The following is a 22,925-nucleotide window of genomic DNA, read 5'->3' on the forward strand; positions in this document are numbered from 1 at the left end:
CATGAAATTTATATTGCTTGATGCCATGATATCCTCTTTGTCCCATAAAAGCATTTCACTTTTATGCTTTTTGTTTTGTATACCATTAGTACAAGCACAAGATGTTTCGGTAGCGGTAAATCCTGAAAATACCATTAGCTTAAAAGATGCAAAAGAAATCAGTTATCAAGCGAAGTCCACCGTTGAAACATTCAAGAATCTTTTAAATTATATCACTTTTTCAGACAATGTTGCCAGCGAATTAGCGGATGTTATAGACAATAGTTACAAACCTTCTCGCAGTCGTGTTTTCTATAACAAGGAAGTTATCATAGAAGATGATATCAATTCACTCTCAGAAATGGGGAAGACTAAAGATATGTTCGCTATCAATTATTTGAACGAGATGGATCTTCAATACGAAAAAACAGCAGATGCTTCGATTGAGTTTTCCAATATTGTGGTATCGAGTGTTAAAATGAAGGATTACATCTACGTTAAGGTAAAATTTGATTCTAAGTTCGGAAGCAAATATAGACCTAGTGGTAATGGATACAGCATAAAGCAGCGAGAGGCTCTGGTGCGAGCAGAAAAAATTGGGAATTCTAAATGGGAAACCACCATCATGAGTATTACCTATTATAATACAGCACTTCCCATTGATGGTATTGAGAACAACATGCAGATTGCTACCGATGTTTCTTCCACAGCTAGTGTTGTGACCCAAGAATATTTCGATAAAGAAAAGGAAACATTCATCAAAGAACGCCAAGATGAGGAAAAAAAGCAGCAGTCGATTTTTGATGAATATTTAATCTTGGCCACAACTTATATTAACAACAAACAATACAAAGAGGCACTGGATATTTTTCAAAAAGCTAAAGACATCAAACCTTTAGTTCCTTCGTTAGACAAACGAATTCTCGATACGAAAAAGTTGGCAGCCGAAAATACCTACGAGAATTATAAAATTAAAGGTGATAAAGCTAAAGGAGATCGTAAGTTCAATGATGCCATTCAGTTTTACAAGCAAGCCATTTTGCTCAAACCCAATATTAGCGGATTATTGCAACCCGAAATCGACGCTTTGAGTCTGAAGCTTGCATTGATTTCGTTACCCTACAACAAATTACAGTCAAGAGATTATGAAGGCGCTATCGATGACTGCGAAAAAGGCCTCAAAGAACACAAAAAAGAGAAAAATGATTTTCCTGAATTGTATTTTATAATTGGATCTGCTTATGTACAATTGGGTGAAATTAATAAAAAAAACAGCAACAGTAATTTTGAAAAAGCCTTAGAAAATTTCAATATTGCCATTCAGTATTTTACAAATTATAAAGAAGCGCGTTTGGCTCGTGCTAGTTTTTATGTCAACCAAAAGAAAGATATCATCAATGCGCTCACCGATTATGACGTTTTGGCTACCAACGAATTGGATGATTCTCCTGATAAAGCGCTTTTTTTTGCCATCAAGGCGAAATTGAAAGACCAAATTTCAAATACCAACGGCGCGATTATCGATTATGACAAAGCCATCAGTTTGAGTCCGAAAAATCCAGTCTTTTATTGTGATAAAGGAGAATTACTCTACAGAATGAAATATCCGACTGATGCTGAAAAGAATTTCGATACGGCTATTAAACTAAATCCCGAATATACGATGGCTTATTATTATCGCGGATTGAATTTTGTCAGCATCGATTTAAACTACAAAGCCGGTAGCGATTTCTTAATTGCAGAAAAATTAGGGCTTCAAGAACAGCAACTCCAAAAAATAGAATCGATTAGTGATGATTATTTTACGCAAGGACAAGCATTAGCTGACAAGCACGACTTTGTTAATGCAGATTTATTATACAACAAAGCGCTTGAAATCAGAAAATGCAATGCCAAAGCCATACACGGCAAAGCAGAAATCTGGTTGATTACCGGAAACGAACTTCGTGTTAAAGCCAATGATGCAGGAGCCATCAATTATACTACCTGCATTGATCTCAACCGTCAGGCGGTAGCATGTAATCCCCAATTTTCCGATGCTTACTACAAAGAAGGGCTTGCGCATCATCAGATTAAAGAATATGAACTCGCCTTGGGTTGTTTTTCAAATGCCATAAAAAGTAATAAAGAAAACTACAATGCTTTCATAGAACGCGGAAACACCAATCAGGCTGTCGATAAGTATGCCTTTGCCGTTGATGATTATAATATTGCGATTGGTTTGCTTAAAGCGAATATAGAAAAAGCGAAAAAAGAAGGTGATAAGATAAGCGTAAAATCATTCAATGTCGAATTGTCGCGTGCCTACCAGTTGCTTGGAAAAGCGCAATATTTTTCGACAGATTATTCGGGAGCCATCAAATCTTCGAACATTGCTTTAGATTTTTTAGAAACCAATAACGAAGCTTATTTTTATAGAGGTTTAGCCTATTTTGAGCAAAACGATTTCTCGAAGGCTACAAAAGATTTTAATGAAGCCATTAAAGTGAATCCAAGATATCAATACCATTACGCCAATGGTAAATCGCATTTTGAATCTAAAAACTATTTATCTTCGATTCAACAATTCTCGGAAGCCATTCGGTTAGATTCTTTAAAAGTGGTTAAGGATACCTATTTTCTTCGCGGTCTGAGTAGCTATAAGAACCAACAGTATAGCTTGGCGCTGAAAGATTTTGAGATTTACGGTCAAGAATCAACCAGTACTACAAATACATTATTTTATGCCTATTATGGAATGAATTTGCTCGCATTAAATCAAGGTGTTTTGGCCATAGAAAAGTGGAATGTTGCTTTGGCTATCAAACCCAAAAATGGAATAGCATTATATGGTTTGGGATGCTATTATGCGAGTAATAATCAATTTGACAAAGCCAGCGAGTCGTTTCAAAAAGCATTCGAAACCGATGTGTTAAGTAAAGAGATCATCAAATCGGAAGAAGAAGCTTATCTTGATAATTACCTGCAAGTTAAAGCGTATAAGGTAAAATATAATGAGTTAAAAAAATTGCATATTCTTAACTAATAGTTTTCTACTGAATAATTTAATATTCGACAATCTAATCATGATAAAACCAGAAATCAATGTAGCAGAATGGCAAGATTTTGAACAAGAAATCGTCAAGGAATGTCTTGTTTTAGATCAGTTGATAGGATTGATTAAGCAAACTATAGTTGGACAAGAAATCCTTATTGAGCGTCTCATGATAGGTTTGTTGTGCAATGGTCATATACTCTTAGAAGGTATGCCTGGACTTGCCAAAACGTTAACTGTAAAAACCTTAGCACAGTCCATTGCCACTGATTTTTCCCGCATTCAATTTACACCCGATATTCTTCCGGCCGACATATTAGGAACCACGATTTATAATATTCATACGAATGAATTTGCTGTAAAAAAAGGCCCGATTTTTTCAAATTTTATCTTAGCAGATGAAATCAATAGAGCACCGGAAAAAGTGCAAAGTGCCTTGTTGGAAGTAATGCAGGAACATCAAGTAACCATTGGCAACAACACTTATAAGTTAGATTTGCCTTTTATGGTCTTAGCGACTCAAAATCCAATAGACCAAGCGGGAACTTACCAACTTCCGGAAGCACAAATGGATCGTTTCATGCTCAAAGTGCATATTACTTATCCGACCAAAGAGGAAGAGAAAATCATCAATCGGAAGAAATCTACGAGCATTCCAATGGATATGACAACTGTTCCCGTGGGGAATATTCTTCGAATGCAGCAATTGGTTAATCAAGTGCATGTTGATGAAAAAATTGAAGATTATATACTCGATATCATTCATAGTACCCGTTGGCCTGAACAGTATAACTTATCCCGACTTCAATCTTACATTAAGTTTGGTGCTTCTCCGCGAGGTACAATCAATCTTACACATGCCTCAAGAGCATACGCCTTTTTGAATAAAAGAGCTTATGTAATTCCAGCTGATGTTTATGCGGTAACCCTAGATGTATTGCGCCATCGAATAGGTTTAAACTATACAGCGATGGCTGAGAACATCACGACTGATTTTATTTTGCAGGAAATTCTCAACGAAATGCCTAAGCCATAAATTCAATACGTTGTTTATGGAATTAAATGAACTTATCACTACGATTCAAAAAATCGATTTGAAGGCCACTTCGAAAACCCATCAAAAAATGGCAGGCACTACCACGAGTTTGTTTAAAGGAAGAGGTGTCGTATTCGATTCGATTCGAAAATACGAAAGAGGCGATGATGTTCGAAACATTAATTGGAATGTTACCGCACGATTCAACGATACTTTCGTCAATACGTTTAGTGAAGATAAAGTTCGTACCATTTGGATACTCATAGATTGTAGTGGTTCTGTTGGTTTTGGTTCCAAAAGAAGAATTAAACTCGATTTAGAAATAGAAATCGCCGCAACATTAGCCTATAGTGCGATTCGACATAATGATGCTGTTGGTGTTGTTTTTTTTGGTGATACTACGAAAAAAGTCATTATGCCACTACGCGGTATGAGCGGTTTCTGGCATATTGCAAAAGCATTAGTAGATTGCAAGCCTTTAACAGGTAAAACGGATATGGAGAGTTCATTAAAATTCCTGCTCAATGAAAATTGCTCGCATAGCCTTGTTTTTTTATTGTCTGATTTTAAAGCTACAGGCTATGAAGAATCAGCCAAAATTTTAGCACTTCACAATGATTTTTTTACGATTCAAGTGCAAGATGTTTTAGAGACTAACTTCCCGAAATTGGGTTGGATTCAGCTTAAAGACATTGAAAGTGGAAAACAAAAATGGGTAAATACCACTTCTGAGAATTTTCAAAAATCGTATGACCAACAGCATTTGGAATATCAAAATTACTACAACCACTTTTTGTCTAAGTATGGCGTTTCGAATGTTACAATCCGAACCGATGATGAAGTGGTTGAGAAATTAGCATTGTTACTGTATTAATATGAAAATCTGTAGCACCATAATAATTTGCCTGAGTTTGGTGTTTCCAATAGGTAGTTTGTGGGCAAAATCGACTAGTATTATACACCAGACAATCTCGGCCTCGAAAGCAAAAACGGGCGAGGTGATTCATATCAAATGGAGTCTGCAAGGAAATTCAAAAACCAAGGTTTCATGGAAAGCATCCGACTTTCTGTTTGGTCAATCCGATCAATTGACTTTATTAAAAACAACCTCTCAAATCACATCAGGTAAGCGCTTTATTCATCAAATCGATTTTACAGTAATACAGCCCCAACACCTTGTTGTGAAAGGCTTGCCAGTTATCGTTGATGGAGAAACAGTTTTAACGCCTTCTTTTGATCTCGATATTAAAACGAGTGCCTTGCCGCTTCAATTGAATGACTTTATGCCTATGACTTCTGTTGAAACGAATGGGTTGCTTCTTGCTTGGTTTTATGTTTTGGGAATATTGTTTTTTATTGGGATTATTTTTATTGTTAGCCAAGGAAAGTTTAAGCTTTGGTATCAAAAAAGAAAAGATTTGAAAGAAAGAGAGCGGATTTTAAATCAACTTTTTGCTTTAGAATTATCGGCTAATTTTGAAAATATTTCTACTGCTTCTTTGGTAAGAAAAGTTAGCGAATTGGTGCAGCAATACAAAAGAGTAGGACTTGTCATTCCACCCGAAAATATTGACGAACAAGCAGCAAAGCTTTTGTTTTTGCCCGACGCTATTGCTAAAATATATTATCCCGATTTTTTTAATGAAATCAAACGATGTGTTCATGCATCGCAACGCTTATCCTAATGCGACAAATGCTATACATCACTTTTTCAAATCCATTATGGTTGTTGTTGTTTTTAGGACTGCCAATACTCATACTGGTCTATATTTGGTATGTCAGAAAGCGCAGTCCTTTGATGTTTATTAATGGGACTTCAGTAAATCCTAAATCGGTGTTTTCTCCATTTTCACCATTAGATTATTTGTTTCTTATCAGAATGATGGCCATTGTAATTATTATTCTGGCCATGGCAAATCCGGAATTGAAATACCGTCAGAAAATACGTTCTCCATTTAGTACCAGCGATATCGTTTTTGCATTAGATGCTTCGAAAAGTATGCTTATAGAAGATTTAAAACCCAATCGCAGCGAAGCACTCAAGGCTGTGTTAAACCGTTTTGTGGCGTTGCGCATGGAAGATCGAATTGGTATGGTATTGTACGCAGGAGAAAGTATCAACTGGTGTCCTTTAACTAAAAACAGCAAGCAGTTATTGAAATCCATAAATTCGATGCAGCATAACGAACTAAATGATGGTACTGCTATTGGTTCAGGAATAGTTACTGCTATCAAAGCACTTCAAAACAGTAAGGTTAAAAATAAAGTAATCGTCTTGCTTACTGACGGAGAAAATAACGCAGGCATCATAGATCCACTTTTAGCCGCTCAATTTGCGCAACGATTGCATATTAAAATTTACACAATCAGTATCGGACGCACCGGGTTTGCTCCGATGCCATTGAAAGACCTTAACGGAAAAACTTACTATCAAAAAGTATACTGCACCATCAACGAAACTGTTTTAAAAAGAATCGCTCAGATTACGGGAGGAACTTATTTTAAAGCAACCGATGTAGGCACACTGCGTACTGTTTATAATCAAATCAATCGAATGGAACAGCAGCAACAACGATGGGTCTATCACAATCGTTATGAATCCTACAGATTGATGTTGGTATGTATTGCGCTATTGCTTTTGCTCACGGAGACTATTTTGAAAATGACTGTTTTAAGAACCTGGCCATCATGATGCATTTTGAAAACCATCAATATTTTTATCTTTTGGCGCTATTGCCATTGTTGTTGGTATGTTGGATAATCAATAGATGGTATCAGCAAAAAGTAATGCATTCCATTGGAGATTACCATTTAATACAGCAACTGATTAGTAGTTCATCACTTTATTTGCAAGTGATAAAATGGCTATTGCTGCTATTGGCTTTTTTAAGTTTATTGTTGATTTTATGCAAGCCTTACATTGATAATAACACAACTACAACCCATAATGCAAGTGCCACTGATGTTGTCTTCGTTGTTGATGTATCGCAAAGCATGAATGTAAAGGACGTGCCCCCCGATCGGATAAGCCAAGTTCGAAATTTAATGCAAAAAGCCATGATGCGTTTCACTGAGGAACAGGTTGGCGTTGTTTTGTTTGCGGGTAAAGCAGGAGCTTATGTACCTTTAACCAATGATTATGATTATATCAATAATTCGATTCCAAATATCAGCAGTGATTTAATGGAGCAAGGCACTTTGTTGCGGGAATCTTTAAAAATAGCACAATTATTATTTGATACTAAAGCGCACAGAAATAAGTTTATTGTTTTGCTTTCAGACGGTGAGTTTCATGATGTGCGTTCGTTTGCTGTATCAGATTCCATCATAAAATCTGGAACTACTTTGTTAGCATTGGGTTTCGGAACGTCGGGTGGAGGAGAAGTTCCTCTTGATGGTGAAGGAAATTCAAATTTAATGAAGCGGGATAATGCTGGGAAACCCATTCATTCTTTTTTGCACGAAAATACTATGAAACGAATTGTAGGCAATCATAAACTATATCAGCGTGTTACTAATAATACCGCTTCGGTGAATTGGTTGTTTCAAAAAATACATGAAAAAGAGCGCACCCAAATAGTGCGTTCCCGAAAGCCTATTTGGAATTATTTTTTAATACTGGCGTTGGTTTTTTTAATACTAGAAACGCTTGTTCCATCAATCGGTTTAACATCAAATAAACAACAATGAGTAATAGCACATCAATACTCCAGATAAAATCTAAGTCTTACCGATGGTATGGCTTAGGTCTTTTTATGGTTGGTTGTTTACTGCTTCTATTTTACAAAAATATTTTTAATGTTAAGACGATAACCTATAACGCTGTATCGATATTTCAAGGAAATATGCAATATCGAAAAGCACAATGGGGTGATGCAGAGATTCAATATAAAAAAGCTTTAGAGACTTTGCCTGATTCTAATAACGTTTTGTTTAATTTAGGTAATGCTTACTATCAGCAAGGTAGATATTCAGAAGCTTTAGCAGTATACCTTAATTTAAGTGATGATAAAACCAACAAGTCTCGTTTGACCACATGGATGAATTTAGGCCGTACTTATTATAAGTTAGGTGCTCTTGAAAAAAGCTACGAATTTTATAAAAAAGCCTTGCTTTTGGATGATTCGAATGTTGTTGTGCGGCAAAATTTTTTATTCATTGCCAACCTTCTGAGAAAGCAAAAACTAAAGCAAACGCCTTCAGAAAAACAGAAAGAAGCTGCCAAAAAAGGAGACGAGAAAAAAGAAGAAGCATCCGATAATAAGGATGGAGAAAAAGACAATAAGAAAATGCAACCTGGCGTCTATCACTTTTCGGATAAGGAAATGAATGATATGCTCCGACAAACCAAAGATAAAGTACGAGTGCCTCAGGGAACAAAATCGAAAAAAAATCATTCCATAACCAACCCATTGGATTATTAGTCTCATCAGTATGCCTATCAAAATACGCCATATTATATTGGTTGTTTCCTTTTCATTATTGAATCTAAGGGCAATGAGTAGCACCAATCAAGTGCCTCAGGATTCTATTGCATTAGCCAAAAAGAAAGAGGTTTTTATAAAAACATCAGTTTCCAAATCTTCGGTGTATGTAGGAGAAGTTTTTACGGTTACCTATTCCATGTATACAGCGGTGGCTATTATCGATCCTCAAAAAGAAAGCACCATAGTCTTCGAGCATAGTTATCAGGAACGATATCCTTTAAACGCAATAGAAAAACAAGAGCGAATTGATGGAATGCTTTACCGTGTTAAAGTATTGCAACAGTACTTAGTCATTGCGAATGTTTCAGGAAAACTCGAAATTCCACCATTGAAGAAAACCATACAGCGTAGTGTAATCGATGCAAATGATTTTTTTGGACAGGAAAAATCGGTTACGCAAATCGTGGTATCGAATCCCGAATCTGTTATGGTGAAGCCTTTGCCTTTGTCAGAAGGAAGTGATTTGTTTTCTCATGCTGTGGGTAATTTTAGGATCAAAGGTGCTTATACTCCTTCGGCTAAAACACCTAATTTATTGGAGTTCAATTTAACCATAGAAGGAACGGGTAATACCAAAAATTGTAGCTTTCCGATACCAAAATCGAATCGTTTGTGGGAGATTTATAATGTAAAGACCACCAATCACGATACGCTCGAATCGACGGGTTTAAAAACCAGCGTACTATATTCTTTTCAAGTCGCCACCAATTATAAAGGCACTCACGCAATTCCTGATTTTGGGTTTACTGTTTTTAATCCGAATACCAATGCTTATCAAAAATTTACTGCAGGTTCATACGAATGGAAAGTGACACAAGGAATTTTAGCTTCTCCAGAAGCAACAGCCCAATCGGATATGATTACTGCTCAAGAAAATGGGGAACCTAACTCCGGGAATCTTTACTCGTATTCGATTCTTTTTTATGCGCTTTTAGGATTGGGATTTTTGTTGCTATGCTATGTTTATTTTGAATCTTATATTCTTGAGCAAAGGAAGTTTTTTCAGCAATATCTGATTCATAGAAAGGCCTTGAAGGTAGCTTTGTCGGCATGTAAGCAACAATTAAAATTTGCGGACTCATTATCTAAAGATGCTTTTTTAAAAAATATGAATGTGATTCTCTTGGAATATATTCATCAGAAAAAAGGAGGTGATTTTGTAGGTGTTTTGGTTCGTTCTAATTTTAAAAAACACACTGCTTATTGGTCGATTGAAATTCAAAATGAACTTGAATTATGGTGGCAACATACCGAGCAAAATCGCTTTGGGATAGCTAAACCAATCTGTGAACCAAAAGAGCTACTCAGAGCATTAGAAATATTATTAAGAAGATTAGATCGCTATGAATAAACTTAAATTTATTATTTCCGCGTCAATTTTATTGCTAGTGATTCTGGCGGCTTATGCTTGTTCGATGCACGATGATCGTACAGTAATGTCAAAAAAACACACTGCTCAGGAAAGACTTACATTTTATAAAAATGAAGAGAAAAAGGGCAATTTGACAGCCAATAATTACGCTGATATAGGGGAACTTTATTATGGCTTTAAAAAATCAAGTCTCGCTATTTTATATTTTGAAAAAGGATTGGCATTGTCTCCACTTAACTCAAGGTTACTCGCCAACAGAAAGAAAACTTTAAACCTTTGTAATGCTGAGGTAATCGTTAACAATTCTAATTTTTATGAACAAGAGATTTTGGGCATCAAAATTATAGAAAACCTAAATATTGTTTTCACTGTTATTTTAATGGGTAGTTTGATTTGCTATTTTTTAACTTCCAGAAATAAAAATAAGGCTGTCGTTCAGAAGCATTGCAAAGCGACAGCCTTATTTTCTATTTTGATGTTACTGTTGGTATATGGCATTCATAGAGTAGAAAATATCCAAACGTATGGAATTTTGAGGCATAAAACATCACTTTATAATGGGCCAAGCCATCAAGCCAAATTGACCTATCAATGGGACGAAGGTTATCAAATTAAAATAGTCAATTCTTATGGATTATGGCTTAAAGTGGAATCCTATAATCATCAATCGGGTTGGTTAAAACAAGGCGATTTGCACTATTTGCCTATATAGTTACGGCGATAATTTGAAAGCAATAAATGATTATTTTCCTTTCTTTTGAACGATTAGCATTCCAGGATACAAATCTTTACCACTTACTTTTTTGAAGTAGGTCTTGTCAGTTACACTGTTAGGATTTTCTTCATCTGCACCATATCGATTATCCCAGATAGGCTGACTGGTGTCAACTTTTATAACACCAACTGAAACGTATTTTGTTTTGCCGCTTTCATCTTGAACTTGTTCCAGAACATCAAACTTAGATTCATTAGACAATCCTTCTTTAAGACCGATTTTTGCTGTAATAGGCTCTCCGCTATACAAAGGTGTTTTTGTTTTAAATTCATCGTGGTTTTTCTGAAGTTTTACAATAACCGCATCGACAGCCTTGATGGTAGCTTTCTCAATTAGTTCTTCCTCTGTTTTTTTTGTAAAAACGGTAGATTGTACGTCAGCCCATGAATTATCAGAACCTACAAATTCTAATCTAAACATGTCCGTGTCTTCCCATGCTTTTAATTTCTCAGTAGTTATGGTATTGTCTTCTGCCCATAAGGTATTATAGAATTTGGCTGCAGTTTCCTCATCCCAAACCAAACGGTATAAGTAGGCGGTGCTTTTTACAATGTAGCCTTTTCCCATGACTTTGACTCCGACAGAAGCCACATCAGCAATATTGGCAATATTTCCCATACCGGCAGCACGCATCAAACCTGAAGCAAATCCTAAACCTTTGTTGGTTTTTTTGGCTACTTCTTCTTTGGAAGTGTATCGATAATCATTGACTAGAACAAAAGTATTCTTTATCAATTCCTCACCGGCATCAGCTAACGAATTAACACCTCTTTCGGTTGATTTCGATTTCGCAATGTCTAATGCATTGGCATCATATTTACCTCGTGTTTGGATGAGATTCATATTAAAGCCACCCCATTCTGAACGATTAAACCATTTGGCAACTAATTCTTTTGCTACGTGATTGTTTTGTAAAAATTGAGTAACGTTGTCTTTTTCATCAGGTGAATTGGTAGCTGGAATAACACGATTGACTAATCTGTGATCGTCAAACTTATCTGGAATTGGCCCTTTTTCAAATGACTCCCGGATTACGTTGGCATATGGTCTCGTGTCATCATTAATCATTAAAGTGTATAAGGAACCTCGGCGGTATTTTGGCGCTGTATTCTCGACATTTTGTGCTGTTGTTGAAAAATTTATAATTATTAGCGCAATAAAGTATAATGTATTTTTTTTCATCGTTGTGATTTTAAAATTAGCTGTTAAATGAGATTTTAACCTTATGACTAATTTTATCCTCATGTTTTAATTTTTGTGTATTCTGGGTTAATAAAATAAATGTTTTCATGATTTGTTTGTTTGTGTTTAATATAAATTGTCTTGACTTCTATTTAGAGTGTAATAATGTTAATTTTAACAAGATTATGATTTTTTTTTAACATATGCAATAAAAAAATTAACATAAAAGATTACATCTTCTTTAGATTTTACTTTTGATAATCTAAGGATGTTTTAAAAATTAATTTTTGAAACTAAAACTAATTAGGAGGACGTATAATCTGCTCTAGAGTAAAGAGATCAAGATCTGAAATATTATAAAAAAGGTATTTTTAAAAGTAAAGTTTTTTTAAACAAAAAACCCCAACAAACGTTTGTCTGTTGGGGTTAATTTTTAAAACATTCTAGTGACCACGATGGGATTCGAACCCACACGTCCTTACGAACACCAGCCCCTCAAGCTGGCAAGTCTACCAATTTCTCCACGTGGCCGAAATAAAAAAAAGCCATTCAGTGATGAACGACTTTTGTGACCTGGCTGGGGCTCGAACCCAGGACCCCATCATTAAAAGTGATGTGCTCTACCAACTGAGCTACCAAGTCTGAGTTAGAGATAAGTTTTGAAATTTGTGACCTGGCTGGGGCTCGAACCCAGGACCCCATCATTAAAAGTGATGTGCTCTACCAACTGAGCTACCAAGTCAAAAGTCATTTCTCTAACGCGGGTGCAAATATAAGGCCTTATTATTTATTTTTCAAAGCAATTTTATTTTAAATTTGGGTTTTTTTAATATTTACTTTTAACGCCTTAATATATAAGGTTTTATTACTGCCATGAAAATAATTTTGCTCGGTTATATGGGTTCAGGGAAGTCTACAATTGCAAGATTATTGGCGCAAAAACTTCAGATTCCTTTTCAAGATTTGGATGAAAACATCGAGAATGATCAACAAATGACCATCAATTCGATTTTTGAAAATAAAGGAGAAATTTATTTTAGGAAAGCAGAACATCTAATTTTTAAACAACTGATGTCATCGCAAGAATCGTTTGTGCTAAGTTTGGGTGGAGGAACGCCATGTTATGCTAATAACCACGAATTCTTAAATGGCGAGTCGATAGTTTCCTTTTATCTCAAAGTGCCTATTGAAGTACTTTCTAAAAGATTGATCAATGAAAAAACCACACGACCATTGATTGCGAATAAAGATACTCTAGAACTAAAAAATTTCATCGCACAACACCTTTTCGAAAGAAGCTATTACTACCACAAAGCATCACATACATTAGATGTAGGTGAAAAATCGCCCGAAGAAATCGTTGCTGAAATTGAATCGGTATTAATTTAAATAAGCATAATCTCCGGTTTGATCAAACACCACTTGAACATGTTCTTGTAATGAGGTACTCAATGAAATGCCTTTGAAATCTGCTTTTACAGGATATTTTTTATGATTCCTATCCACTAAAACAGCCGTTTTAAATTTAGAAAGCGGCACTTCTAAAAAATGTTTAACGCCATAAACCAAAGTAGTTCCTGAATTTAAAACATCATCCACCAAAACCAATCCTTGATTTTTATAAACTTCTTTATCTAACGAAGTGGTAATCGGAGCATTCGGATTTTGTTTGTCAATATGCACTTCACACAATAAAACTTTTAAAGGTGAAATGTATTGCAAAACGACTGCAATTTTTTCCGCTAAAACATAACCATTGCTTGAAATTCCGGCAAGTACAATAGTGTCTTCGTCTACAAAAGTTTCATAAATCTGATAGGCAATGCGTTTGATTTTATGCTCGATTTCGGCATGGTTTAGAATTCTGTTTTGCATTTTTAGGTATGATTATTAGGTGTCAATTGTTTATTCGTCATCGGCTTCATTTTCAAAATCAATCAAATCTCTTCGGTCTTTTTTTGTTGGTCTGCCATCGCCCGTTTTGCGATAGTGCTCTTTCGATAATTTCAACAATTCTAAATGCTGAAATACTTCGATTGGTGTTTCATCTTTTCGATAGATGTCAACCAACTTGGCACCAACACGATTGGGCGGAATATCTAAAACAGTAATGGTTTGGGTAATTTGATCTTTTCTAAAAGTAATCTGATCGGTCGCGAAAACTTCTTTCGATGGTTTGGCTACTTGGCCATTCACGGTGATATGATTTTTTTTGCAAGCTTCCGTGACCATGTTTCGGGTCTTATAATAGCGGACGCACCATAGATATTTATCGACTCTCATATTTTTTTTCTAAAATAGGCGTTAAATTATTTACAAAAATAAATCAATATTGTATCTTGCGCTCCTTAATTTCAGCTATAATGAACAAATTTAAGTTTTATTTTTTTCTTTTCTGTTCGGTCATCATTTTATTTTCTTGCAACAAAGCCGATAGCATCAGTGAAGTGCCAATTCGAGATTTTGATGTGCAGTATCAAGATGATAATGCTATCATTGAAGACTACCTAAAAACATATTATATTCCTGTTGACTTTGATCCAAATCAAGATGTGACTATTAAAAAGATTGATGCTGGACAACCATCAATATGGACGTGGTTGCGTGATGCGGAAGATACTAATGCTACGTATCCACAATTATTAAAAAAACCTGTCGTAATTGACGACACTACCTATAATATTTATTATCTCAAATTAAGAGCAAATCTTGAAACGGGTATCGCACCTTCAAGAGTTGATGCCGTTTTAACGTCCTACAAAGGAGCCTATTTGAGTTATACAACGGAAACGGTAAACACGGTTTCGGTGACAACATTAAATGCCACACCATTCGAATACACACCATTCCCTACTGCAATGCAAACATTAGATAGATCCATAAGAGGTTGGGCTGAGATTTTTCCTTTTTTTAAAGCCGGTACTAAAGATCCGGATGTAGTTGGCCAGCCAACGACTTATTCCGATTTTGGTGCAGGTGTTGTATTCATTCCTTCGGGCTTTGCTTATTTTAATCAAGGAAGAACCTCTCCATTGAGTGGTGTTCTATTACCATCATACTCACCGCTGGTATTTAGTTTTAAATTGTATAAAGCAGAAGCGGCTGATCAAGATGAAGATGGTATTCTTTCTAATGATGAAGATTTAAATGGTGATGACTTGTTTGATAAAGATCATGATGATACTGACGGCGATGGATTTATCAATATGTATGATACTGATGATGACGGCGATGGCTATTATACTAAAAATGAAATTCATAAAAACGCTGACGGTTCTATCATATTCGAAGACACTGATGGTGATGGAATACCCAATTATCTGGATGTGGATAATCACTAATAAAATTTGATTTATAAAAAAAATCCCTTCACATTATATGAAGGGATTTTTTATTTATAGAAAATACAATTACTTTCTTTTCATCACGCGTTCTGCAGCCGCTTCAATTGCTTGATGGTTTAATTTATATTTTTCCATCAATTGTTCCGGCGTACCTGATTCTCCGAAACTATCCTGCACTGCAACGAACTCTTGTGGCATCGGATTGTTTAACGCTAAAACTCTGGCGATACTTTCTCCCAAACCACCAATAATATTATGTTCCTCAGCGGTTACGATACATTTGGTTTTGGCTAATGATTTCAAAATCGCTTCTTCATCCAATGGTTTTATCGTATGAATGTTGATGACTTCTGCTGAAATTCCTTTTGCTTCTAGCGCTTCTGCGGCAATCAATGCTTCCCATACTAAATGTCCGGTGGCTACAATCGTTACATCACTTCCTTCACTTAATAGTACGGCTTTTCCAATTTCAAATCTTCCGTTTTCAGGCGTAAAATTCGGAACAACCGGTCTTCCAAACCTCAAATAAACCGGCCCGTGATGATCCGCAATAGCCAATGTAGCCGCTTTAGTTTGGTTGTAATCACAAGTATTGATGACCGTCATTCCGGGCAACATTTTCATGAGTCCGATGTCTTCTAAAATCTGATGTGTCGCACCATCTTCACCCAAAGTCAATCCCGCATGCGAGGCACAAATTTTTACGTTTTTATCCGAGTAAGCTACGGATTGTCTAATCTGATCATAAACTCTTCCGGTAGAAAAATTAGCAAATGTTCCCGTAAACGGAATTTTTCCTCCAATGGTCAAACCCGCCGCGATTCCAATCATATTGGCTTCCGCGATTCCGATTTGAAAGAAACGTTCGGGATGATTTTTAATGAATTCATCCAACTTTAATGAACCAATTAAATCCGCACAAAGTGCCACTACTTTTTCATTCTTCTGACCCAATTCGGTCATGCCTGCTCCGAAACCTGAGCGTGTATCTTTACTTCCTGTATTTTCGTATTTTTTCATAATTTTAATAGTCGCTTTCGGTTTCACAATAGTTCTGAGACAAAGCACTTTCTAATTGTGCATCATTTGGCGCTTTACCATGCCATGCGTGGGTGTGCATCATAAAATCGACACCGTTGCCCATTTCGGTATGCAATAAAATACAAACTGGTTTTCCTTTTCCGGTTCTCGATTTGGCATCGGTTAGTCCAGCAATGATTTCCTCAATGTTGTTTCCGTTTTTAATTTCGAGAACATCCCAATCGAAAGCTTCAAATTTGGCGCGGATACTTCCCATCGGTAAAACCTGATCTGTCGTTCCGTCGATTTGTTTTCCGTTGAGGTCAATGGTGGCAATCAGATTGTCGACTTTCTTGGCTGAAGCATACATAATCGCTTCCCAATTTTGACCTTCCTGCAATTCACCATCGCCATGAAGGCTGAATACCAAATTGTTGTCTTTGTTGAGTTTTTTAGCTTGAGCTGCGCCAATCGCTACAGACATTCCTTGTCCTAAGGAACCCGAAGCTACGCGAACGCCAGGCAATCCTTCGTGTGTTGTTGGATGTCCCTGCAAACGCGAATTGATCAAACGAAAAGTGGCCAATTCCGAAACCGGAAAATAACCCGAACGCGCCAAAACGCTGTAAAAAACCGGAGAAATATGACCATTCGAAAGGAAAAATAAATCTTCTCCAATACCGTCCATGTCGAAACCGGGTTTGCGGTTCATGATGTTTTGATACAGTACTACGAAGAATTCAGTACAACCCAGAGAACCACCTGGATGTCCCGAATTGACAGCATGCACCATGCGAAGAATGTCTCTTCTGACTTGTGTTGTTAAATCGTTTAGTTGTTGGATGTTAGCCATTATAAGAGGTATAAATTAATTTCCTCCAAAAGTAAATCTTATTTCTGCGTAAGGCAAATGATTTTTTGAATAGTTATTAAGGATTATAGTCCTGAAGTTTTGGTATTGGATTTGACATTTGAGATTGGGTTTTCAACTCGTCACCGCAACGCGTGAAGGATAGCAGCGGTATCCTTTTGTGCCATTGTTTACTTCGTCAGTTCGCCAAAAGGCTCGGGTGGCGCAAAAGATTTAGCGCATAGCCTGACCTTTAGGGCACGCCATGATTTGGATTGTAAGACTTTAAGACGGTAAGATTTTAAGAAACGGATACGCAATTTTAGATTGATTTCAAAATCTTAAAATCCTACAATCTTACAATCTAATTTCTATCTTTTCCGTCCCGAAACTTTAGGAGTAAAAAGGGCATATGAAATTTGATTCATTAAAAAAAGCCCCACAGATGCAGGGCTTTCGACTCAAAAAAAATATAAAGAAAAAACTATTCCACTATAAATCGTTTGATGATATTGCTTTTTCCGGCGTCGATTTTTAAGAAGTATTGCCCTGATGCCAAGCCGTCGAGACGGATTTCGTTATGGTCAATCGTGCCTGTAAGAGGAATCGTTTTGATTTTTCGACCGCTACTATCAAAGATTGCAACGTTATCAAGTTGTTGTCCGCTTTGATTGATAAGCATCGTGAAATTTTTCGCAGGATTCGGCGCCAATATAATTTTCCTGTCGATTTCAGTCATCGTTTCGGTACCCAAAACTTTGTTGGTTAATTTGAGTTTGAGTTTGTTGTCGTCAGACGTAAAGACATCGAAAGTATAAGTCATTCCGCCGAAATTCACCACTGTCGTTGTTGTCATTCCAAATGTGATGAGCCCGGAAGTGGTGGCGATAATAAATTCATCATTAATCGCGGGATCGAAACCTAAAGTCACTACAACACTACCATTCATTACAGCATCTCCGACAATAAACATATAATCATGTTGCGTTCCTTGTGTCAAACCATTAAGTTCTACTGCAAATCTAGTGCTGGCAGTTGAAGTATAATTACCGTAAAAACCCATAACACCAGGCGAGCCACCTGGAGAAAATATACCGTTATTGGTCATACTTCCTGAAGCCGCGGCGAGCTGTATATTGCCAATGCCGCTTACGATTCCCGTGGGCGTATTCAAGAGATTATCAAAAGCGATAGTTCCAATCGAGGATTCGATGGTTCCGATATTAACGAGATCTAGATACAATAGAGCGGCTCCGGTGCTGCCCGTTTTTTTGATAAGCCCGATATTGTTGAATGCATGTAAACCGCTACCGTTCCGGTTAATATTAGCGGCAACCTGCAAGTCGATAATCCCTGCAGCAAGATTATTAATCGTACCGTTCATGACCTGTAATGGCCAATCCGTTGTAAAATTCATTCGAGAAGCATTGGTTAATGTTGCCGCGCCATCCAGATATTTCGTTCCTACGCTTGAGTAGTAAAAAGTACTGTCATTTCTCAAAGTTCCGCCGCCGGTTAAGGTTCCCGAAACCCAATTGAAATTACTATTGGGCAAAAATTGAAGCACAGCCAAAGTAGGTACATTCACTGTTTCAAACCACAATAATGCACCGTCGAGATTTCCTGTGAGCGTTCCCGATAGCGTTACGGTTTGAAGGAAGCGAAAATCGGTGCCGGACATAACATTGTAAATCCCATTATTGAGGATGATATTGTCATCATTGAGTTCCAACGTTCCATTTTCAACGGAAATGGTTCCTGTATTCAAAAGATCCGCAGAAATTCTTGAGCTACCCGGACCGGTTTTTTTTATCAAACCCGCATTGTTGAAAGCATGAAGATTTCCGACTGAACCACTTTCAATATTAGAGCCTGTAGCTTGAAAATCGATAATGCCTGAAGCGGTGTTGTTGAGTGTACCGTCAACAATTTTCATATTCCAATCTGTATTGATATTGATGAGACCGGGATTGTTGAGCGTGGTTTGCTCAATAATGCTTTTTCCACTCGCAGGTGCAATCGTAAGCAAACCAAGATTGGTAAGCGATCCACCGCCACTCAGGGTTCCGGAACTCCAGTAAAAATGATTCGCAAAATTGAAAGCTGCCGAACCCGACACTTTTACATCACCGGCCCAGACCAAATCACCCACGAGATTCCCGGTAAGCGTACCTGAGCAATTTACGGAATTGTACCAGCGAAGCTGAGCTCCTGCACTTGCATTATAAATGCCTCCATTGAGATTTATAGTACCACCATTGAGGTCGAGATAACCAGATTCTACGGAAAGTGTTCCGGTATTGTTGAAATCAGTATTGATGCTACTGACACTAGATACTCCGGTTTTTTTAATCAATCCCTGATTGTTGAGTAAGTGCGAACCCGTGCCGCTGTATCCGATTTGTAGTGGAGATTGAAAATCCATGATCCCTGAAGACAGGTTGTTGACTGTGCCATCATTGATTGATAAGTTCCAATCGGTTGTGAAGGTCATTGTTCCTGAATTGTTGATTATGGTGGCTTCGGTGAGGTATTTCCCACCGGCAGGAACAAAATTCAATGCGCCCAAATTGTTGAGTGTTCCACCGCCAGAAAGTACACCACCCGACCAATTGAAAGTGGCGTTGGCAGCAATGCTCGAAGTTTGCAGAATCGACAGGTTGCTCGACAAAAACAAAGTGGCTGTGCCTTGCAATTGTAAAGATTTGGTGGTAGCTGCATTGTAGATCTCGACCGATTTGCCGGTAGGAATGACGACATCATGGAGTGCTGTTGGAACAGTGTTTAATGTCCAGTTTGCAGCGACGTTCCAATTGTTGCTGATCGCACCGTTAAAAGTGTTGGTCTGCGCCGAAACCATCAGCGAAACACAACTCGCAATAAAAAAGAATAGTTGTTTCATGATAAAAATTTTAATTGAGTTTTTGAATAGTTTTAACTTGATGCATTAAAATTACTTTTGACCCAATAACAGGCGTTCCAAAAATTGCTTTTTGCAGTAAATCCGAACGTATTGAAACAGATATTGAATTCTGGAATTGTGGAATCGTTTAATCGTGAGCTCTGTTAAACGATTAAACGATTCCACGATTAAACAAATAAGAATGGAAAAATTTTAAGACGGGATGACCATGTCTTCAACAGGAATTGAAGTGTCGTTTTTATATTCCGATGGCGTCATGCCGGTCACTTTCTTGAAGGTATTGTTGAAAGTGGTTTTCGATGCAAATCCGGCTTCTAGACCAATCGCCACCAAAGTGTAGTTTGAAAAATCAGGATGTTTCAGATAATACTGCGCTTCTTTAATCCGCAGCTGGTTGATATAATCAGGGAAACTCGTTTGCAATTCTTTATTGATAAGACGCGAAAGATGGCTTTTGCTGAGGTTGAGTTCATCAGCAATTTTGTCAAGCGTGAGTTCAGGATCAAGGAAATATTTTTTATCAATCAGTAAATTCTCGAATAAAGTCAGATGGTCACTTCTCTGCTTGTCAGCCATCACAACAATAGTACTGCGGTCGAAGGTATGATTTCGGATTTTCCTGCGCTCTTCCTGTACGCCATATTTGTAAATCCCAACATGCCCAATCCAATAGATGATGATCGAAAGCGCAATCCACATAATATACCAAAGGTTTTCCGCTGCCAAACCGTTGAACATTAATACGGCGACATAAAGCCATACAAAACACAAGCTAAATAAAATAACCAGCAGGTTGCGGAACCATTTCAATTCGGGACGCACTTGAGCCAATTTGAAATTTTTCGAAGCCCGATCTACTTTGCGGATACCTAAAAATAGCCAAACCACAATGCAGGTATCTAAAATGAGGCTCGAAAATTCTACGATACCTTCAATCGGCTGTATTGCCTGCATGTATGTTTTCTTATCCACACCGGCCATCGTTATTTTGATATAGGTAATGGCCATGAATGCGATAATAAACGGAAGCAGAATCAGTACTTTGGTGCGCCGGGCAATAGGTTTTTCAGGATACAATAATTTCAATCCGTAAAAAAGCAACAGCGGTCCGGACAACAATTGTCCCGGAAACCAAACGATGCCAAACAACTGCCGCGTGGTAATAATGGCGGTGTCACCCAAATAATATTGCAGATTGGTCAGCGAAAAAACCACAATCAATATCCCAAGCAGCAAGGTGCTCGAGGCGCGGCGGTATTTCTCTGAAGAAAACACGACAATGCCAAAAACCAAACCCTGAACAATTCCGGTGAGGATAATGCTGTTGTACATATTGAAGTCGTAGCCCATAGTTTCAAATATAATAATTAAATTGAAATGTAATAAATTTTAGTTTTTTTATAAAACTCTGGGCGTGCCCCTGCGGGTCAGGCTCTCGCACTCGCTTTTTTTTGCTACGCTGAAGCGCAGCAAAAAAAGAGCTCAGACAATTGCTCCATCCTTCACGCGATTGTTGTGTAACCTGTTAGCCCGGCCCTTTGGTCACGCCATCATTTGGATTGTAAGACTTTAAGACTGTAAGATTTTAAGATTTTAAGATTGTTTCGTCTATTCAATAGGCTTAGTCTTACAGTCTTGTAATCTTGCAATCTTATAATCTAAATAAATTCCCAATTCCTAAAACTAAAATCCTAAATCGTCTATCTTTGCCGACTGAAAAATGCCATATGAAATTTGATTTATTACAAAAAGACCCACAATCTAAAGCCCGAGCTGGAACAATAACCACCGATCATGGAGTCATTGAAACTCCGATATTCATGCCTGTTGGAACTGTCGCTTCGGTGAAAGGGGTTCACCAACGTGAACTCAAAGAAGAAATCAATCCCGATATTATCCTAGGAAATACGTATCACTTATACTTGCGTCCGGGAACGGATATTTTAGAAAAAGCTGGTGGTTTGCATAAATTCATGAATTGGGACCGAAATATTCTGACGGATTCAGGCGGTTATCAAGTGTATTCGTTATCCGCCAATCGTAAGATTAAAGAAGAAGGCGTAAAATTCAAATCGCATATCGACGGTTCTTACCATGTGTTCACTCCCGAAAATGTGATGGAAATCCAGCGTACAATTGGTGCTGATATCATTATGGCTTTTGATGAATGTACACCGTATCCTTGCGATTATCGCTATGCTCAACGTTCGATGCACATGACACACCGTTGGCTCAATCGTTGCATTACGCATTTGGAAAAACTACCTTTTAAATATGGATTCGAACAAACGTTCTTCCCAATCGTTCAAGGAAGCACCTATAAAGATTTGCGCATGCAATCGGCAGAATATATTGCCAACGCAGGACAACAAGGCAACGCCATCGGTGGATTATCGGTTGGTGAACCTGCAGAAGAAATGTACGCCATGACAGAAATCGTCTGCGATATTTTACCCGAAGACAAACCTCGTTATTTAATGGGCGTCGGAACACCTATCAATATTCTCGAAAATATTGCGTTAGGAGTGGATATGTTCGATTGTGTGATGCCAACACGTAATGCGAGAAACGGCATGTTATTCACATCCAATGGCACCATCAACATCAAAAACAAAAAATGGGAAGATGACTTTTCGCCACTAGACGAAATGGGCCACACTTTCGTTGATACAGAATACACCAAAGCTTATTTGCGACATCTTTTTGCCGCCAATGAATATCTCGGAAAACAAATCGCTACGATTCACAATTTAGGTTTCTATATGTGGTTGGTTCGTGAGGCAAGAAAACATATCTTAGCCGGAGATTTTAGAACTTGGAAAGACACGATGGTGAAACAGATGAGCCAACGATTGTAAATAGTTATGAATTATGAGTTGTGAGTTATGAATTGTCATCACTTATAACTCATAACTCACAACTC

At 37.4% G+C, this 22,925-nt stretch carries 19 protein-coding genes and 3 tRNA genes; 12 read left to right on the top strand and 10 right to left on the bottom strand.

The annotated features are described in order from the left end of the window. The first annotated feature begins 1 nt into the window (after window position 1). From RMO03_RS07395 to RMO03_RS07435, 9 genes are all read left to right on the top strand, one after another. A complete protein-coding gene (locus RMO03_RS07395; RefSeq protein ID WP_309641458.1) occupies window positions 2–3,004 on the top strand; it encodes a tetratricopeptide repeat protein in 3,003 nt (1,000 codons plus the stop codon). A gap of 40 nt (window positions 3,005–3,044) precedes the next feature. Then, window positions 3,045–4,049, top strand: a complete 1,005-nt coding sequence (locus RMO03_RS07400; protein ID WP_309641459.1) for a MoxR family ATPase — start codon at window positions 3,045–3,047, stop codon at window positions 4,047–4,049. A 16-nt stretch (window positions 4,050–4,065) separates the two neighbouring features. Continuing rightward, window positions 4,066–4,923: a DUF58 domain-containing protein gene (locus tag RMO03_RS07405; protein WP_309641460.1), complete on the top strand. Its 858-nt coding sequence runs from the start codon at window positions 4,066–4,068 to the stop codon at window positions 4,921–4,923. A 124-nt stretch (window positions 4,924–5,047) separates the two neighbouring features. Then, window positions 5,048–5,734 (top strand): hypothetical protein, encoded by a 687-nt coding sequence (locus tag RMO03_RS07410; RefSeq protein ID WP_309641461.1) that lies wholly within the window; start codon window positions 5,048–5,050, stop codon window positions 5,732–5,734. Continuing rightward, entirely contained in the window at window positions 5,734–6,741 is a 1,008-nt protein-coding gene (locus tag RMO03_RS07415) for a VWA domain-containing protein (protein ID WP_309641462.1), read from the top strand. The genes RMO03_RS07410 and RMO03_RS07415 overlap by 1 nt, the downstream gene beginning before the upstream one ends. Then, complete coding sequence (locus RMO03_RS07420; protein WP_309641463.1) at window positions 6,738–7,739, top strand: VWA domain-containing protein; 1,002 nt, start codon at window positions 6,738–6,740, stop codon at window positions 7,737–7,739. Before RMO03_RS07415 ends, RMO03_RS07420 begins: the two co-directional genes overlap by 4 nt. Then, window positions 7,736–8,473: a tetratricopeptide repeat protein gene (locus RMO03_RS07425; RefSeq protein ID WP_309641464.1), complete on the top strand. Its 738-nt coding sequence runs from the start codon at window positions 7,736–7,738 to the stop codon at window positions 8,471–8,473. The genes RMO03_RS07420 and RMO03_RS07425 overlap by 4 nt, the downstream gene beginning before the upstream one ends. A 73-nt stretch (window positions 8,474–8,546) precedes the next feature. Then, complete coding sequence (locus RMO03_RS07430; RefSeq protein ID WP_309641465.1) at window positions 8,547–9,887, top strand: BatD family protein; 1,341 nt, start codon at window positions 8,547–8,549, stop codon at window positions 9,885–9,887. Then, window positions 9,880–10,620: an SH3 domain-containing protein gene (locus RMO03_RS07435; protein ID WP_309641466.1), complete on the top strand. Its 741-nt coding sequence runs from the start codon at window positions 9,880–9,882 to the stop codon at window positions 10,618–10,620. The genes RMO03_RS07430 and RMO03_RS07435 overlap by 8 nt, the downstream gene beginning before the upstream one ends. Window positions 10,621–10,650: 30 nt before the next feature. Here the strand turns inward: RMO03_RS07435 and RMO03_RS07440 are convergent, their stop codons facing one another. The 4 genes from RMO03_RS07440 to RMO03_RS07455 all read right to left on the bottom strand — a co-directional run bounded on the left by RMO03_RS07440 (window position 10,651) and on the right by RMO03_RS07455 (window position 12,607). After that, on the bottom strand, window positions 10,651–11,865 hold the full coding sequence (locus tag RMO03_RS07440; protein ID WP_309641467.1) for a hypothetical protein: 1,215 nt from the start codon (window positions 11,863–11,865) through the stop codon (window positions 10,651–10,653). A 447-nt stretch (window positions 11,866–12,312) separates the two neighbouring features. Continuing rightward, window positions 12,313–12,396, bottom strand: a tRNA-Leu gene (locus RMO03_RS07445). A 38-nt stretch (window positions 12,397–12,434) separates the two neighbouring features. Further along, a tRNA-Lys gene (locus RMO03_RS07450) sits at window positions 12,435–12,507 on the bottom strand. A gap of 27 nt (window positions 12,508–12,534) precedes the next feature. Beyond that, window positions 12,535–12,607: transfer RNA gene (locus tag RMO03_RS07455), tRNA-Lys, on the bottom strand. 131 nt (window positions 12,608–12,738) lie between these two features. Here RMO03_RS07455 and RMO03_RS07460 point away from each other — a divergent pair. Continuing rightward, complete coding sequence (locus RMO03_RS07460) at window positions 12,739–13,254, top strand: shikimate kinase (RefSeq protein ID WP_309641468.1); 516 nt, start codon at window positions 12,739–12,741, stop codon at window positions 13,252–13,254. On the opposite strand, the gene RMO03_RS07465 is transcribed toward RMO03_RS07460, so the two are convergent. Both RMO03_RS07465 and RMO03_RS07470 read right to left on the bottom strand, forming a co-directional pair. Further along, the gene (locus RMO03_RS07465) at window positions 13,246–13,740 is read right to left on the bottom strand and encodes a phosphoribosyltransferase family protein (RefSeq protein ID WP_309641469.1); all 495 of its coding nucleotides are present in this window, start codon (window positions 13,738–13,740) and stop codon (window positions 13,246–13,248) included. The two genes, RMO03_RS07460 and RMO03_RS07465, sit on opposite strands and share 9 nt — an antisense overlap. A gap of 30 nt (window positions 13,741–13,770) precedes the next feature. Then, window positions 13,771–14,148 carry a S4 domain-containing protein gene (locus RMO03_RS07470; protein WP_309641470.1) on the bottom strand — a complete coding sequence of 126 codons (378 nt, stop codon included), beginning with the start codon at window positions 14,146–14,148 and terminating at the stop codon, window positions 13,771–13,773. A gap of 80 nt (window positions 14,149–14,228) precedes the next feature. On the opposite strand from RMO03_RS07470, the gene RMO03_RS07475 reads away from it, so the two are divergent. Next, window positions 14,229–15,206: an FKBP-type peptidylprolyl isomerase gene (locus RMO03_RS07475; RefSeq protein WP_309641471.1), complete on the top strand. Its 978-nt coding sequence runs from the start codon at window positions 14,229–14,231 to the stop codon at window positions 15,204–15,206. A 69-nt stretch (window positions 15,207–15,275) separates the two neighbouring features. Here the strand turns inward: RMO03_RS07475 and RMO03_RS07480 are convergent, their stop codons facing one another. The 4 genes from RMO03_RS07480 to RMO03_RS07495 form a co-directional block, all read right to left on the bottom strand. After that, complete coding sequence (locus tag RMO03_RS07480) at window positions 15,276–16,229, bottom strand: transketolase C-terminal domain-containing protein (RefSeq protein WP_309641472.1); 954 nt, start codon at window positions 16,227–16,229, stop codon at window positions 15,276–15,278. A 4-nt stretch (window positions 16,230–16,233) separates the two neighbouring features. Then, entirely contained in the window at window positions 16,234–17,085 is an 852-nt protein-coding gene (locus RMO03_RS07485) for a transketolase (RefSeq protein WP_309641488.1), read from the bottom strand. Between the two features lie 478 nt (window positions 17,086–17,563). After that, complete coding sequence (locus RMO03_RS07490) at window positions 17,564–19,981, bottom strand: T9SS type A sorting domain-containing protein (RefSeq protein ID WP_309641473.1); 2,418 nt, start codon at window positions 19,979–19,981, stop codon at window positions 17,564–17,566. 213 nt (window positions 19,982–20,194) lie between these two features. Continuing rightward, window positions 20,195–21,352 (bottom strand): helix-turn-helix transcriptional regulator, encoded by a 1,158-nt coding sequence (locus RMO03_RS07495; RefSeq protein ID WP_309641474.1) that lies wholly within the window; start codon window positions 21,350–21,352, stop codon window positions 20,195–20,197. Window positions 21,353–21,729: 377 nt separating this feature from the next. Between RMO03_RS07495 and tgt the strand changes: the two genes are divergently transcribed. Continuing rightward, complete coding sequence (gene tgt, locus RMO03_RS07500; RefSeq protein ID WP_309641475.1) at window positions 21,730–22,860, top strand: tRNA guanosine(34) transglycosylase Tgt; 1,131 nt, start codon at window positions 21,730–21,732, stop codon at window positions 22,858–22,860. Window positions 22,861–22,925 lie beyond the last annotated feature (65 nt).

Origin of the sequence: Flavobacterium sp., from assembly GCF_031411595.1 — a bacterium.
In the GTDB taxonomy this organism is placed as follows: domain Bacteria; phylum Bacteroidota; class Bacteroidia; order Flavobacteriales; family Flavobacteriaceae; genus Flavobacterium.